A 13,845-nucleotide genomic window follows, 5' to 3' on the forward strand; every position below is an offset into this window, starting at 1 on the left:
CCCCGAGTCGAATAACCAAGGCGGAGGAACTGCGTGATGTTCCTCGCCCGCGGCATTGAGGACGACCACTACTGGGTTGTCGAAGATTTCGACTGGGCGTTAGTTGAGACTCCGTGGCCGAGCGTGAGGACGGGCTCTCGCTCAGCCACGCGGATAGCGCAGCCGAAACCACACGAGTCTTCGCTCTAGGCAGGTTTGCGTCTCCGGCCGAAGCGCTCAAAGCGCTAAATGTGCTTTTGGAGTGCGGCCGATAGTGGCCGGCGCGCTACCGTAGGCTCTCGACGCGCGTCGAATTGATGCCTGACTCCTTTTGCATGAGAGACCTGAACGAGACCTTGATGGACGTTACCGATTCGAAAACTCATCGCAGCTTGATGTACCTGGCAGCGGCATCTCGTCGCACGGCTGGCATTGAAGTCCGGTCGTTCGACGAATACTCGGAGCGCCCCGACCGTCGGACCGCCAAATACAGGACGAAGGGCGGCATGCTCGGGGACATCCAGTCGCTCGCGCAACAGTCGATCGAGACGTTCCTGAAAGGCGTGGGAGGTACGTCGGAGCTAGTCAGCCCCGGCGAATCGGTGAGTCAATACTTTGTTCGGCTTGGCTGGGCATACCAACCATCCGCGGGGCTCATACTCATATCCGATCTGGGCAAGGCAATTCTCTCAGAGTTGAACAATCCGCGAATTGATGTCGATTCAGATGATCCGATATCGGTGATCGTAGATCCCGAAGACCCTCTTGCCTACGCGCGGATCTTCGACCTTATCGCCGCCAGTGGCAGCGGCCTGATAGTCGACCCCTACTTGCGCATGCCGCAGATATTCGAACTACTCCAGATCCCCTCGGTGACCCGAATTTTGGCTTCCAACCGAGAGATCCAGGACAGAGAAGGGATCATTGCTCACGCGCTGGCGGCCAAGACTCCTTCTCCTCTCCTTGGGCTCGTTGATCACTCGGCCTTGCACGATCGCTTCTATATAAGTGACAGTGGGGGTGTCCTCATTTTCGGCAGCAGCCTCAACTCGATTACCCGTCGGCCCGGAGTTGTAACCCCGATCGCGGACCAAACTGCTGCGCACGCCATCAGGTCCGCGTATGAGGCGGTGTGGGAGACGGCAGAGCTGATCGAGCCGTTGACGCCGGAAGACAGCTAGTCCATATCAGTCCGATTACTTTGCGACGAAACGTCTCCTCCGAACTCGACGACTCTCCAAAGCCGGATAACCTGAACGCCATTAGAGGCCCGGAGGCACCATGCGTTTGAATCCGTTCCGACGCACCCGCGTCGTGGTCTACGTCGATGCGTTCAATCTCTATTACGGTGCTCGCGACCAGTGCGGTCGCGGCAGGACAGGGTGGCGCTGGATCGACCTGTATGGGCTTTCTGAGTCTCTTATTGAGAATGCTCTCTGGCGGAGGCCTGTCATCAGCAAACTGGTTTACTGCACGGCAATGCGCACGAACGAGGGCAAACCAGATTCGCTCGTCGACCAGGAGGCTTATGTCAAAGCGGTGATGTCTGACAAGCGATCGCAAGTTCTCCTCGGGAAGTACGCGCCCAAGACGGGGAAGGGAATCGTCATCCGAAAGAAGACCGGCGGCAAGCATGAGCGCATCATCTCTCCCGGGAAAAGCAACATTCCCAGTTGGCTGCCCGCTGCTGAAGTTCGAGGACAAGACGGACGGGAGCAGCTGATGGTGCACTTCACCTCGTTCGAGGAAAAGGGTTCCGACGTCAATTTGGCGAGTCAGTTAATGATCGACGTGGCAGGAGGGAAATTCGACGCGGCGATCATAATTTCAAATGACGGCGACCTCCGGTATCCCATCGAGATAGCAAGAGGAAAGGTAATGGTAGGCCTTGTTAACCCAAGCTCCCGCCCTACCGCAGAGGCACTCAAGGCACGCAGTTCGTCCGGCAGGCGGGGCCACTGGTGGCGGCGTCTCAGTCCGGAAGATTTTCGCACTCATCAATTGCCTGACGTTCACAACGATCACAAGAAGCCAGTTGATTGGTAGCGCGACACGCATAACCGCGATAGCGAAGGAATTGCGGCAATGACTCGCGATGACTATAGTTGCGACATACCACCCAGTTCTCTCTTCGGAGGGGCTGGGTCTTTTTCTTTAATTGCCGCAGTGGCCTGCAAATGAGCTACAGTAAATGCGGAAGATACCCCGCTCAGGGCTAGTGCATTTCATCGCATCCCCACCTATATGAGCGGGCTCTTCTGTTTAACGCTGCTATCTTCATCCAGTGCAGAAAGCTACCGATGTAGACCAGCAGGTTGAATTACTGGCTAAACAGGGCCTGGCGTTTGAGGACGAGGCTGCAGCGAAGCAGTTTCTGACGAAGACGACCTACTACCGGTTCGCAACGTACTCTGACGTCTATCGGCAAGACGACAAGACCTTCGTTTCGGGCGCGACGTTCGAATGGGTCCGCCGAATCTATGAGCTCGATTCGATCTTGCGTTCTTTGATTTGGACAGCTGTAGGTGATTTTGAGATCGCTTTCCGCTCGCATTTCGCCGATACCCTCGCGCTCCAGGAGGGTCCTCTAGCTTGGGCAGATCCGGGCCTATTTCGAAATTACGACAGACACCAGAGGACGCTCACATCTATCGATGCCGAGATGAGTAAATCCAATGACCCGACAGTTATCGGTTACGCCGACCGAAACCCTGGCATCGACTACCCCATTTGGATGGTAGTCAACGTCGCTTCCATGGGGTCGGTAGCGAATCTATTTGGCAATATTGAACAACCGAAGTTGACGGCAGCGATTTCCGCCCCCTGGCAGATAGCACCCATCCCCTTCCCAACCGTGGTCCTCATGATGTCCGAGTTGCGAAACTTGGCAGCTCATCACTCGCAGCTATGGCACGCGAAGCTAAAAACCCGTGGCCCACGTATCTCCTTCCCAATCTGGCTAAGTAGTGCGACAACTGGCGTGCGCAACAGCTCGATTTTCTGGGCATTGATAATGCTTGTCCACTTGCACGAGAGTTCGTTCCCCACATCCTCGTTTCGAGTTCGGATCAATAAGTTCCTGTCTGAAAACGGCGCAATGTGGAACGGACTCGGGGTCCCACCGGATCGGGACAAATACGCGGCAATTTGAGCCGTTCTGCGCGATTGGTCGTGTCTTCCGGTTTTCCAGTCCGCAGTCCCCCCTGCCTCTCGCAATGGACCTACGACGGGGGTCGAACGGACTTTTCGCGCTGCGCTTCGAACACACGTTGCTTGCTCGTGACTCACGTGCTCAAGGCTCAGCGGGTCGATTCAACGGGGATACCCGTCAAAGATCGAGGTCGGGGTGCCAGTTCCTCGCGATATCGATCAGCCGAACTCGGGGTGATTGCCAATGGTGAGGTTCTTGATGAATTGGTCAACGGTCCCGGGTTGCATGGCGAATCCGATCTGACGGAACGTGCAGTCCACGAAGGTGCAGTTCTGGACGAGAACCGCGCCTGCGACGGTGGTTCGACCTTCAGGTACGTCCCAGATGACTGCCTCGAGGGTGCCGTCCATGTTCTGAATTCCTTCGAATCGAAAGGACCCTGCGGCGAACACGGCGGGACCGGTGAGGGTGACACCGGTGAAGTGGGTGTCGCGGAGCATGGAGCCGTCGATGAGGCTGGCGATGGCAAAGGTGCCGCCGGTGATAGTGCGCGTGGTCATGTCCTTCTCGTTTCTTGTTATGCGGTCTGACGGATGCGTCCGCCGGTGTTGATGAGGACACCGGCAGGCAGGCCGGTGCCGGTAAGTACGGGAAGCCCGTACATGTGGAGCCCGTTGCTGTCGATGACGATCGAGGTGCCGCCGAGCTGCATCTTGACCTCGTTGTTCGCGACGCTGACGACCCCGTTGCCGAAGTACATCTGCATGGTGTTCGAGTTGGTGAAGACCTGAGCGCCGTTCCCGAAGACGATCGCGCCGGAGGCAACTGAGGGGTCGAGGGTCATCGCGGAGCCGACTTGGATGCGACCGCCGCCGTGGACGACGAGATCGTTGAGAAGCTGGGTGAGACCGCGGAGAACAGTGTCCGCAGAGACGTCGAGGCTTTCAGTGATGTCGACGTCCCCGTTGAACACGCTCGGACCGGTCTGGAAGAACTGCCCGATGAAGTTCACAACCCCGGCCCAGTTCATGGTTCCGTCCGCATTCAGATCACCACCGGCACCGGGAGGTCCTACCCGGATGCGGTCACCGGGCTGGGTGAGCGAGGAACGACGCATGGGCTGAGCGACCTGAGTACGCCGAACCTTGTCTGCCTGCTTCTTCGCCTGTGACGAATTGATGTTCCTGATCGCGGTCATCGTGTCTCCTCTAGTTTGTTCTTCCAATCGGCGTAGGTCCGTCCCGACTCCGACCTCACGCGGTGTGTGTCCCGTTCCGCATGAACACGTCCAATCACCGCGAGATATTGCGAGCGGTCCGTGTCGGCGAAGGCCAACGCCGCTTCACGCCACGCCCAGGCCTGCTCTACGCGGTCATTCCCAGGCCAATCCGTCGGTTCGAATACCCGCAGCCAAAGCGGCCAGACTGCCTCCAGCGGCTCCCGACGTCTCCGAACCATCAGCGCCCGCCTCGATAGATTCCACGAACGCCCCTGGCAGCCGGTAGCGCATCCTCATCCATTGGAGGTATGCCGAGGGTCGCCAGGAGACGCGCCATCACGAGGCGCTGCTGACGTGCTTCCGCGACCGCCGGATGAACTCGCATCCCCTGCGAGGACGCGAGCATAAGGCCTTCCTCCTCCACCGCCTTGTCGAGCTGCACAATCCGGTCACGCGTCCGACAGGCCTCCTCCAGCACCGCCAGCTCATGCTGCGCCCACTCGAACTCTGCAACCCCGGCATCCCAAAGCTTCCGCCCGGCGGCACCGAGATTACGGGGGGTTTGGACCCCGCCCAGAGCACTCACTTCCGCACCATCGCAAGGCGGCAAAGACCCCAAGGGCCGGGCATTTTGGCCCCGGAGAGAGAAAGGTTGCCGCCCCGGAGACCCACCGTTAGGTACCGCCTGACCCCCTGCCCCCACCCCCCTTGTGGTGCACTCGCTGTCACTGGTCATGCCTCCTGTGCGGCGAGTGCGCGGATGGCCCAGATGTCGAGCCGCCCGAGTTCCGCGGGCTTGTTGTAGACGTAGTCGAAGGCTCCGGCGACGGCGCGGTTTCGAGCGTTCCATAGCGCTTCGATGTCCGTTGCGGTGTTCGGTTCGAGTTCGACGTACGCGTTGATTGTGTCGACCCACTGGTTATCGAATGAAGTCGCGAGTAGTGCCCGGGTGAGGAGGGTGTCTCCGGATGTGTGTGCGCGTCGCAGCATGGCGACTGCGGCGCTCTCGTCCTCGAGGGAGGCTGCTCGGTCGAGGGCGTCTCGGTAGCTGATGGAAGCGCTGGCATCGGCGCTGTTGGGGATGCCGTAGAGGCGACGCTCGAGGTCTGCTCGAGCGGTGTTGGCCTTGATCGCGCCGTCCTCTTGGAGCCGGGCCATGGCATCGACGAGCGTCACGTATGCGCTGGCGATGTCGCGCTGTCTCTTCTCTCCACTGATGTCGGCGTTGGTGCGAATCGTCTTGTATGCGTCCTCGGCCGTTGTGCGGAGTGCTTCTGCTGCGCGCTGCAGCGCCGTCATGGTGTCGGGGTCTGCTGCGCTTGTGAGGTACTGCATTGGGTGGCCTTTCGTCGGGTTACCGGGAATGTGCGGTCATGAAGTTTCGGTAGTCGGCCGGCGTGATTCGCCAACGGCCATCGGTCTTCTCCGCGGGTAGTCGTCCTTCGCGGATAGCCAGTCGGATCGCATGGGACGTGAGTCCGGTTTGGTTCGCGACTTGTTCTGGCGTGTACCAGTTCAGTCGAACTTTCGTCGACTTACGTGGCTGGCTTCCGTTGACGGATTCCGCCCACTGGAGCGCAGACCATCGGAGAGCGTTGAGGGTGGTGTACAGCTCTTCGTCTTCGCTTCTCGCTCGGGTGCGCATGCGACCGATGTCGCTGAATTGTTCGAGTAGGTATGCCACTCGCGGGGGAACGACCGTGCCTACGACGAAGCCTGCCGGTCGGGTCATGCGTCTGAGGGGGTCAGGCTGGGGCAGGTGTCGTCGTGGACGATGCCGAGCACCCAGACGTTGCCGCCCGTGTCGGTGAGGACGGTGTCGCTGCTGCAGTCCGGGCAGAGGCTCATTTCGCTGCCCCTTCCCAGGACCCTGCGATAGCGACAAGCCCCGAAGGTGGCAGGAAGGTGGCCAAGGTGGCGGGGTTTGAATTCTTGCCACCTACGCCACCTTCGGTGCCACCTTCGACGCTCCACACCCAGCCGGCCCCGTACCCCGACTTGCCGCTGGCGACTTTCGGGTTCTTGCATCGTCGGCGGGCATCTTTGATTTCCTGATCGCTGAACCCGTTCGCACGGCCCGCCTTCAGAACATCTCTTGCGGGTGCCTCAAACGACTCCTGGTCGTGCAGATAGTCGAGGATGAACCCTTGTGCCGCGTTACGGTCGTCGTGGTCGCCACCGCCGGTCTGGTCGCGGTTGACGATGTCGGAGACGTTCACGTCGGTGTCTCCGAGGTAGTCGACCTGCGCGACGGTCGTGAATGCGCCGTCGTCGGTTTCGACTTCCACCGAACGGAGGTTGAACGCGAAGGACGATCCGCGCTCGGCGCTGTAGTTCGATTTGTCTACAGAGACGACGCGCTGCCCCGTCTCGTCGTCGGTCGCGAAGAGAAGCACGGACCTCGACACGTCTCGGAACGCGTGCGATCCGGAGAGCTTGTCGGAGACGCTGCCTGCGCCTTTGTTGAAGTGCATGATCGCGATCACGGCAACTTCCATCTCTTGAGCCAGCGATGCCAGCGGGTCGAGCGCTCGTCGCACGTCTGCAACCTTGTGGAGATCGCCGGCAAGGGTGGATGAGATGGGGTCGATCAGGATGACCTTCGCGCCCGTCTCCTCGAGCGCCTGCCGAATGAGCTCAACGTCGATGGGGAGACTTGGAACCGTCTCGTGTGTCTCTTCGTCGACCGTGGCTCGGATGGACAGTTTGAAGACTGCATCGGTGTCGGCGCGGGCCGCGATCAAGCGCGGCTTCATCACGGTCGACCAGTCATCTTCGTGGCTGATGATGATGAACGGTGAGGCAACTCCGTACAGGTCACCCTCAAGCGCACCAAGGATGGCTTGTGCGCCGATGTGCAGCGCGAATGTGGACTTGCCCTCTCCCCCGCGCCCCGCGAACACGGTGACTGTTCCGAGAGGTATGCGGTCGTTCCAAAGCCACTTCTGTCGGCGGGTTCGGATGTGCGACGCGGGAGTGATGAGGAGTTCGCGTCGGTCGGTGTTGCGGGAGTTTGTGGCGTTGATAATTCGTCGGAGTTCGGCCGCATCGGTCTCGTCCGTCGTTACTGTGTCAGCGGTCATGTGGTGGTCCGATCTTCGGCGGCGGGGTGGGAGATAGTCCCGCCGAAGTGGTCAGTGAAAAGCTGGTTGAGGAATGCTTCGTATTCGGCTGCGCGCTCGGGGTTTCCCCGTCGCCGTTCCATCTCGGCGTGTGACGCGGGCGCGGGCTTGAGTTCCAGGCGGGGGTCGTAGAGGCGGGCGTAGTAGCGATCAGCGTCTGCCTGGGCCTTGGCGAGTTCGTCTCGGCGTGACTCGCGACCTTCGGACCACGCGAGAGTCCAGAACGCTTGTAGTCCGGTAGGCAGTTGCCAAAGTTGGAGCCGGTCGTGAGCGAGCTCGAACGCCCACTGCTCGATAGCGTTGTTCGCGGTGTCGCTAATGCGGATGATGTGGGTGGGGATGTGAGAAGCGGCCAAACCCATTTCGGTATCTGGCCGCTTCTCCTCGTTCATCCCTCTGCCGTCCAATCGATCGGGGGCGGGTTCTCTGCTCGCGACGCCGCCTCGAGCAGACGCACTGCGAAGCGGACCGCTTCATCAGGGGAAAGGTCTGCCTGCATGCCGAGCACGTTGACAATGACGACGGGTGATGTCTCCTCGAGTAACCCCGCCTCAGTGGTGATCTGGCCGGCAAATCGTGTTTCGGTTGTGGTCACGATCGTTGTCCTCTCGTTGCGGGACGCTCGGGCATCTTGTCTGCGATTCGATCGAGGTCAGCCTTGTCGTACAACACCCGCCGGCCACGACCCTTCGGCGTGATCTCCTTCTGCTCGCGCAGGACGTCGAGGTCTCGCAGACTGATGCTGAGGTAGTAAGCGGCCATCTCTCGGGTCATCATTCGGGGAGCGAACTCCACTCGGGTGACATACAGCGACATCAGCGGATCGCCTCCGCTTGCCGGCACAAGTCGGACGCCTTGGTCTTCGTGACGACGACCACGCATTCCAGCTCGCTGAGCCGAATCGACGAGAACCCCAGGTAGACCATTGCCACACGCCAGGCCGGTACTCGATAGAGCCTGAGGGACTGGTAGAACTCGTGAAGGCTGAGCCGGCTTCGCACCACCCGTGCGAACGGCCGCCGGAGCTTAGCTCGGTGGCTTGGGCGGATCGAGGCCGTCACGCTGCCACCGCCTCAGTGGAGTTGAGCTTTTCGCACTCAATGGAGAGCCAGTTGATGTCGTTAGCCAAAGAGCGGGCCGAGAAGACGGTCAGCTCGTACCTTGGTACCTCGATCTCGAGCCGCCAACCCTCTGCAGTAACGCGGATCATGGTTACCGTGTAGTGGCCCTGCGGGTGGTCGATCGAGTCGCCATTGTGGATGACGATCGGAGTCCCCAGTGCTGTCTTTTCGTCGTACTCGTGCCATCGCTCCGTGCATCGAGTGTCATCGCAGGGAACCACGAGGAACATCGAGTTTGGCTCCGCTGTTGGCAAGAACCGGCCGATCCGCTCTGACTCGTACCACTCGTCACCCGCGCTGCCTTGAGTGGTGAAGGTTAGGCACCCGGCCCAACTCTTACCGTCTCGGAAGTTCTCCGCGGCCCGGAGCATCTGCTCGAAGAGTTTTGCTTCTGCACCATTGGTCGCGATGACTTCGATGCGCATGTGACTGGGGAGAATCCTTACGACGCCACCACTGTGAAAGTATCGGCCGTCGTCGAGCTCGAGCGGTTCGAATTCGCAACGGTCGACGAGGGTGACGATCTCGTAGGAGGCAAACCGGGCAGCGAAGTCGGCCTGCTCCGGGGTCATCGGCGTGGGTTGTGGCAATATAGCTTTAGACATTCTGATTTCCTTCGTCGTTGTAGGTGTCGGACATTTCCCCCGGTTCCTGCGCCAACAGGACCGGGGATTCCTTTTTCGAGCCCCAGATGTGTCCCCTCCTGGACTGTCGGAAGCGGTACAGCATGCTGAGGAAACGCAGCAGTGGGGCTGCATCGGACTGGCTGAGTCGAACGGTGAACCCGTCAGGCCAGGAGAGCACTACGTCGCCATCCAGGCGTCGCACTACTTCTTCCCCGGTCGGGTCCGCGTACGTCAGCGGGTTGTACCCAAGCGAATGGACGGCTCGGGGCGGTGTGGACACTTACGCCGGCATCGCGTGGACCGGGCGGGTGAACATCGCAACGAATGGCTCGCGCGGGATGACGATGCGGCGCCCGACCTTGATCGCGGGAATCGTACCCTGGCGGATGCCTTCGGTGACCGTGCGGGGATTCACCCGCAGGATGCCGGCCACCTCGTTCCTGGTGAGAACCGCGGTCGTAGCAACCCTGGCCTCTTCGAGTGTGGTGATCATTCTTCCTCCGATGTACTTGCGTGAACATCACGTACTCAGATACTAAACAGAACTTTGAGGTTCGCGCAAGCGCCTCACCGGCGTGTATGGTTTGGGTGTGTTAGTAGACGACGACCTTCCCGACGGGTGGCGCATTATTCATTCGCCGATGCCAAACGGCGACGAGATCGAACGAGCGCTGATCCGTTCGGAGCGCGCCGATGCGGTGGCGCACTCATGGGATGAGATCGAACGCGAGGACAACGGGCAGCGGGTGTTGCTCCGCATGGCTCCACCCGAGGTCGAGGACGGCCGCATCGTGAACGATGGGGCGAAAGTCACGGCAGTAGTAGTGCTGCCGGACCAGTCATCGGACCGAGTGACTGCAGCTCAGATGCGATTCCCGTTGGGTCAGATCGAAGGTGCAGCGAACCGACGCAACCAGGCGGCACGTCCTATGATCGCGTCGCTACTCGGGTCGATCGACTATGAGCCCCCTGCGCCGATCGGACGCCCAGATGGCACAGACGGCTTCTACGCGAGAGTCGCGATGCTGTGGCGCTTCTACGAAGAAGACCCCAACCCCACGGAGCGCCTGCGTCAAGCGTGCGGGACTTCCCTGCCGACGGCTCAGCGATGGGTAGCAGAAGCGCGCCGACGACGCCTGCTACCACCAGGCCGGAGAGGGCGAGCGAAGTGACTCCCAGATCTCGACGACGAGGGCGTGGAGCCATCTACGCGTACACGACAAAGGCCGGCACTCGCTGGCGATGGCAGATCTACGAACCTGTCGATCCTGCAGCACCCGATGGCGAACTCAAGCGCACGAGTAAAGGCGGATACCTGAAGGCTGATGGTGCCGACGAGGGGCTGCGTGAAGCGCTCGCAAGGCTTAAGGCGCGGGCGCGGGCAGCCACCCCCAAAGGGACCACGTTCGACACCTACGGTCGCGAATGGCTAGACGGCATCGACGTCGCGCCGTCCACTCGCGCTGGGTACGAACGGCTGTTCCGCCTGTACCTTTCCCCCAAGCTCGGGAACAGCTCCCTCGAAGGCATCACGCCGAGCGCACTCAAGCGCCACTACGCCTTTCTGCGACGCGAGGGTGGGCAGGACGGTGCCGAGCTATCGGCCAACACTGTGCGCAAGGCACACGTCGTTCTGGGGTCGATTCTCGATGCCGCAGTCGATGACGGCCTGTTGACGAGCAACGCCGCGCGTCGCACAAAGGTCGTGAAGGCACCGACCGGAAAGCAGGTGCGCGCTGCGGCACCTGAGATGGTCACGTGGTCGGCGTCGCAACTCAACACCTTCCTCGCCTGGGATCGCGACGTCTATCAGGACGAGCACCACGCCTTCTGGTTCCTGCTTGCGCGCACCGGCATGAGGCGCAGTGAGGGACTGGCGTTGCGGTGGTCGGACATTGATGTGAAGCACCGACGTGTGTCCGTGAGGCGAGCAGCAGACACGATCGCGCACGGGACTGTGAAGTCGACGAAGAGCGGCAAGGCTCGGGTGATCGATGTCGACTCTGAGACCATCGACGTGCTCAAGTCGTGGAAAGCGCTGCGGGGCTCACTGTCGCTGGATCTCGCTCGGGCAGATGCATACCTCTTCGGAGACGACGGAGGCAACGTGATCAACCCGAACCGCGCCACGGCACGATGGGCGGTCAGGGTGGCCGCAGCCCGACGGGCCCTGGGTGAGGAGACGCTGCCAGCGATGCCGATGCACGGCCTGCGCCATTCCCACGCGACCCTCCTGCTGGCTGAGGGCGTGCACCCGAAGGTTGTGCAGGAGCGCCTGGGGCACAGCGATATCTCGATCACCATGAGCGTGTACAGCCACGTCACCGAGACCATGCAACGCGACGCCGCGGATCGACTCGCGGCCGTGTTCGCGGGGGCTTAGCACAGGATTCAGCACATGGGGCCGATTTGGCGACAGACACAAAACGCAAATGACCCGGTCAGACGCCGATTCACTACCGTGCCCCTGGAGGGACTCGAACCCCCAACCCTTTCCTTAGGACGGAACTGCTCTTCCATTGAGCTACAGAGGCTGACCCTCCAAGTCTACCGACGCCGCGGCAGGCCCGACGCGAGCACGTGACTCAGGCCGCGACGTCCAAGAACGTCTCCCACTGCGGCTCCGCCCGCTCCGCACCCTTGAGGGTCCAGCCCGCTTGGTGCGGCATCCGCGGCGAGAAGCGCAGCGACCAGCCCATCTCGGCCGGCGTCCGGTCGCCCTTCACGTTGTTGCAGCGCAGGCAGCAGGCGACCAGGTTCTCCCACGTGTCCTTGCCGCCGCGCGACCGCGGATGCACGTGGTCGATCGTGGTGGCGGATGCTCCGCAGTAGCCGCAGCGCTGGTTGTCGCGCCGCAGCACACCACGCCGCGAGACCGGCATCATCCTGTTCAGGGGCACCCGCACGTAGCGGGTCAGCAGGATGACCGCGGGCCGCTCGTAGGCGCCCGTGATCCCGAGAACCGGGTGGTCGTCGTCGCTCGCGAGGACGCGGGCCTTCTCGTTCAGGACGAGGACGAGGGCCCTCTTGAACGAGACGACACCGAGCGGTTCATATCCTGCATTGAGTACCAGAGTTCGCATGCTCTCCCTTTCGAAGAGACCTGGACGGCTTCCAGGTGTTCGACGTTTCACACACCATCGGCGAGAGCCGGAGACGCGCGGGCAACAAAAAAGGCGCCGTCACGATGACAGCGCCTTACTCCCAGAACCAGCTATGCGGCTCTGACTCAGCCCACTCGAGTGCCGACGCACGAGCAGCAGGAAACGCACCGTGGTGCGGCGGCTCCTACCCTGTGACATCAGGCTCTCCGGGATCTCGAGGACGATCAGAGCTAAAGAGTACGACAGAAACGGCGTACCACATATCCGTGGCACGCCGTTTCAGGAGGCGGTAACGAAGTGTTTACACTCCGGTCGCGAGCAGGTCAGCTGACGATGCGCACGAAGTAGTAACTGCCCCAGGTCGGGCGGTGCTCGACGTAGCGACCCCAGTCGGGCGAGTCGATCATCGTGCCGTCGCCGGCGTAGATGCCGACGTGACCGATCGGGTAGATCATCAGGTCGCCGGCCTGAGCATCCTCAGGAGCGATCGGGATGCCCATCGCGGCCTGGTTGCTCACGGTGCGCGGGAGGTAGATGCCGAACGCGCCGAAGACGTACTGCGTGAGGCCGTCGCAGCCGAAGCTGGTGTCGGGGCTCGCACCGCTGCCGTAGGGCACGACGCCGACGAACTGCTCCGCGAACGCGACCAGGGCCGCACCGCTGTAAGAGCCCGAGGGCGGGTTGACCGTGAACGCGCCGGAGGAGGCGCCCGAGGTCTTCTTGGCGGTCGCGGCGTTCGCGGCGTTGGTGGCGGCGAGTTCGGCGGCCTGGGTGGCGGCGACCGCAGCGGCGGCGGCCTCACGGGCTGCGGCGAGCTGCTCGGTGGTCGGCGCGGTGTAGTTGTCGCGGCTGATCGCGAGCTGGGCCGAGGCATCCGGCACGACGAGGGTCTGCTGGCCGCTCAGGGCGGCATCGGTCGAGACGCCGTTGTCGAAGCTGCCGCCGCCGCCGAAGGCGTAGGCGGGCAGAGCCATGGTGGCGACGAGGGCGGCCGCGAAGGTCATGACGACGACGCTGACGGTGCCCTTCTTCGTGGGCTTCGCGAAACGCGGCTTCCGGATGAACGGGGCGCGCTGAGCGGGAGCCGCGGCGGCCTTCCGCGTGGCGAGATCCGTCTTGGCAGCCGGGGTCGCGGCAGCGGGGGCAGCCGGAACCGACGTCGAGACGACCGGAGTCACGGCGACCGACGACGTCGCGACAGCCTTCGACGGAGCGGCGGCCGACGAGGCCAGCACGATCTCCGTGGAGGGCTTCGCCGCTGCGGCGGCCTGCTCCATCGCGCGGAGCTCCCGACGTGTCAGGGGCTGAGCGGGAGGTGTCGCGGGTCGGTTCGGGTCTTCGGGAGTCTGCTCGTTGTCGAGCGAGTCACCATGTGGGGCCAAAATGCAATCCTCCGGCACCTCTCGCAGCATCGTGCACTGCTCCCGTCCACACCGATAAGCGTGCGTAGTCAGCAGCCAAGAGACGGGAATCGAGGTGTCTTGGCCCGTGTCCAGCCGCTTCGGGCATGGCCGGACTCGTTA

Annotated in this window: 17 protein-coding genes and 1 tRNA gene; 5 read left to right on the plus strand and 13 right to left on the minus strand. The window is 61.9% G+C overall.

The window, feature by feature from the left end; all coding sequences use genetic code 11:
• Positions 1 to 314 precede the first annotated feature (314 nt).
• The 3 genes from HSO01S_RS09725 (at position 315) to HSO01S_RS18335 (ending at position 3,130) form a co-directional block, all read left to right on the plus strand.
• Positions 315 to 1,160 (plus strand): hypothetical protein, encoded by an 846-nt coding sequence (locus HSO01S_RS09725; RefSeq protein ID WP_157079001.1) that lies wholly within the window; start codon positions 315 to 317, stop codon positions 1,158 to 1,160.
• A gap of 100 nt (positions 1,161 to 1,260) precedes the next feature.
• Complete coding sequence (locus HSO01S_RS18330) at positions 1,261 to 2,025, plus strand: PIN domain-containing protein (RefSeq protein ID WP_084361532.1); 765 nt, start codon at positions 1,261 to 1,263, stop codon at positions 2,023 to 2,025.
• A gap of 238 nt (positions 2,026 to 2,263) precedes the next feature.
• Positions 2,264 to 3,130: an Abi family protein gene (locus HSO01S_RS18335; protein ID WP_084361533.1), complete on the plus strand. Its 867-nt coding sequence runs from the start codon at positions 2,264 to 2,266 to the stop codon at positions 3,128 to 3,130.
• 218 nt (positions 3,131 to 3,348) lie between these two features.
• Here the strand turns inward: HSO01S_RS18335 and HSO01S_RS09730 are convergent, their stop codons facing one another.
• The 10 genes from HSO01S_RS09730 to HSO01S_RS09780 all read right to left on the minus strand — a co-directional run bounded on the left by HSO01S_RS09730 (position 3,349) and on the right by HSO01S_RS09780 (position 9,711).
• Positions 3,349 to 3,690: a hypothetical protein gene (locus HSO01S_RS09730; RefSeq protein ID WP_066040859.1), complete on the minus strand. Its 342-nt coding sequence runs from the start codon at positions 3,688 to 3,690 to the stop codon at positions 3,349 to 3,351.
• Positions 3,691 to 3,707: 17 nt separating this feature from the next.
• Positions 3,708 to 4,328: a hypothetical protein gene (locus tag HSO01S_RS09735; protein ID WP_157079002.1), complete on the minus strand. Its 621-nt coding sequence runs from the start codon at positions 4,326 to 4,328 to the stop codon at positions 3,708 to 3,710.
• 259 nt (positions 4,329 to 4,587) lie between these two features.
• Entirely contained in the window at positions 4,588 to 5,199 is a 612-nt protein-coding gene (locus HSO01S_RS19730) for a P27 family phage terminase small subunit (protein WP_373280209.1), read from the minus strand.
• Entirely contained in the window at positions 5,082 to 5,684 is a 603-nt protein-coding gene (locus HSO01S_RS09745; RefSeq protein ID WP_066040863.1) for a hypothetical protein, read from the minus strand. Before HSO01S_RS09745 ends, HSO01S_RS19730 begins: the two co-directional genes overlap by 118 nt.
• Positions 5,685 to 6,193: 509 nt before the next feature.
• The gene (locus tag HSO01S_RS09750; RefSeq protein ID WP_084361534.1) at positions 6,194 to 7,432 is read right to left on the minus strand and encodes an AAA family ATPase; all 1,239 of its coding nucleotides are present in this window, start codon (positions 7,430 to 7,432) and stop codon (positions 6,194 to 6,196) included.
• A complete protein-coding gene (locus HSO01S_RS09755; RefSeq protein ID WP_157079005.1) occupies positions 7,429 to 7,863 on the minus strand; it encodes a hypothetical protein in 435 nt (144 codons plus the stop codon). Before HSO01S_RS09755 ends, HSO01S_RS09750 begins: the two co-directional genes overlap by 4 nt.
• Positions 7,860 to 8,066: a hypothetical protein gene (locus HSO01S_RS18735; protein ID WP_157079006.1), complete on the minus strand. Its 207-nt coding sequence runs from the start codon at positions 8,064 to 8,066 to the stop codon at positions 7,860 to 7,862. Before HSO01S_RS18735 ends, HSO01S_RS09755 begins: the two co-directional genes overlap by 4 nt.
• On the minus strand, positions 8,063 to 8,287 hold the full coding sequence (locus HSO01S_RS09760) for a hypothetical protein (RefSeq protein ID WP_066040870.1): 225 nt from the start codon (positions 8,285 to 8,287) through the stop codon (positions 8,063 to 8,065). The genes HSO01S_RS18735 and HSO01S_RS09760 overlap by 4 nt, the downstream gene beginning before the upstream one ends.
• Before the next feature lie 241 nt (positions 8,288 to 8,528).
• Positions 8,529 to 9,164, minus strand: a complete 636-nt coding sequence (locus HSO01S_RS09770; protein ID WP_066040875.1) for a hypothetical protein — start codon at positions 9,162 to 9,164, stop codon at positions 8,529 to 8,531.
• Positions 9,165 to 9,498: 334 nt separating this feature from the next.
• A complete protein-coding gene (locus HSO01S_RS09780) occupies positions 9,499 to 9,711 on the minus strand; it encodes a helix-turn-helix domain-containing protein (RefSeq protein ID WP_066040879.1) in 213 nt (70 codons plus the stop codon).
• Positions 9,712 to 9,808: 97 nt separating this feature from the next.
• Between HSO01S_RS09780 and HSO01S_RS18740 the strand changes: the two genes are divergently transcribed.
• Together HSO01S_RS18740 and HSO01S_RS18340 are read left to right on the plus strand one after the other, a co-directional pair.
• A complete protein-coding gene (locus HSO01S_RS18740; RefSeq protein WP_157079007.1) occupies positions 9,809 to 10,390 on the plus strand; it encodes a hypothetical protein in 582 nt (193 codons plus the stop codon).
• A complete protein-coding gene (locus HSO01S_RS18340; protein WP_169799970.1) occupies positions 10,387 to 11,601 on the plus strand; it encodes a tyrosine-type recombinase/integrase in 1,215 nt (404 codons plus the stop codon). Before HSO01S_RS18740 ends, HSO01S_RS18340 begins: the two co-directional genes overlap by 4 nt.
• A 79-nt stretch (positions 11,602 to 11,680) precedes the next feature.
• On the opposite strand, the gene HSO01S_RS09790 is transcribed toward HSO01S_RS18340, so the two are convergent.
• From HSO01S_RS09790 to HSO01S_RS09800, 3 genes are all read right to left on the minus strand, one after another.
• Positions 11,681 to 11,752, minus strand: a tRNA-Arg gene (locus HSO01S_RS09790).
• 51 nt (positions 11,753 to 11,803) lie between these two features.
• Positions 11,804 to 12,301: an HNH endonuclease gene (locus HSO01S_RS09795; RefSeq protein ID WP_066040883.1), complete on the minus strand. Its 498-nt coding sequence runs from the start codon at positions 12,299 to 12,301 to the stop codon at positions 11,804 to 11,806.
• A 344-nt stretch (positions 12,302 to 12,645) separates the two neighbouring features.
• On the minus strand, positions 12,646 to 13,704 hold the full coding sequence (locus HSO01S_RS09800; protein WP_157079009.1) for a C40 family peptidase: 1,059 nt from the start codon (positions 13,702 to 13,704) through the stop codon (positions 12,646 to 12,648).
• Positions 13,705 to 13,845: the final 141 nt, after the last annotated feature.

The organism is Herbiconiux solani NBRC 106740 (assembly GCF_001571005.1).
GTDB lineage: Bacteria > Actinomycetota > Actinomycetes > Actinomycetales > Microbacteriaceae > Herbiconiux > Herbiconiux solani.

Excerpts from the sequence above, each read along its gene's own strand:
- HSO01S_RS09725 (WP_157079001.1), top strand. The coding sequence starts at position 315 with ATGAGAGACCTGAACGAGACCTTGATGGACGTTACCGATTCGAAAACT.
- HSO01S_RS18330 (WP_084361532.1), top strand. The coding sequence starts at position 1,261 with ATGCGTTTGAATCCGTTCCGACGCACCCGCGTCGTGGTCTACGTCGAT.
- HSO01S_RS09730 (WP_066040859.1), bottom strand. The coding sequence starts at position 3,690 with ATGACCACGCGCACTATCACCGGCGGCACCTTTGCCATCGCCAGCCTC.
- HSO01S_RS09735 (WP_157079002.1), bottom strand. The coding sequence starts at position 4,328 with ATGACCGCGATCAGGAACATCAATTCGTCACAGGCGAAGAAGCAGGCA.
- HSO01S_RS19730 (WP_373280209.1), bottom strand. The coding sequence starts at position 5,199 with ATGGAACGCTCGAAACCGCGCCGTCGCCGGAGCCTTCGACTACGTCTA.
- HSO01S_RS09745 (WP_066040863.1), bottom strand. The coding sequence starts at position 5,684 with ATGCAGTACCTCACAAGCGCAGCAGACCCCGACACCATGACGGCGCTG.
- HSO01S_RS09750 (WP_084361534.1), bottom strand. The coding sequence starts at position 7,432 with ATGACCGCTGACACAGTAACGACGGACGAGACCGATGCGGCCGAACTC.
- HSO01S_RS09755 (WP_157079005.1), bottom strand. The coding sequence starts at position 7,863 with ATGAACGAGGAGAAGCGGCCAGATACCGAAATGGGTTTGGCCGCTTCT.
- HSO01S_RS09760 (WP_066040870.1), bottom strand. The coding sequence starts at position 8,287 with ATGTCGCTGTATGTCACCCGAGTGGAGTTCGCTCCCCGAATGATGACC.
- HSO01S_RS09770 (WP_066040875.1), bottom strand. The coding sequence starts at position 9,164 with ATGACCCCGGAGCAGGCCGACTTCGCTGCCCGGTTTGCCTCCTACGAG.
- HSO01S_RS09780 (WP_066040879.1), bottom strand. The coding sequence starts at position 9,711 with ATGATCACCACACTCGAAGAGGCCAGGGTTGCTACGACCGCGGTTCTC.
- HSO01S_RS09795 (WP_066040883.1), bottom strand. The coding sequence starts at position 12,301 with ATGCGAACTCTGGTACTCAATGCAGGATATGAACCGCTCGGTGTCGTC.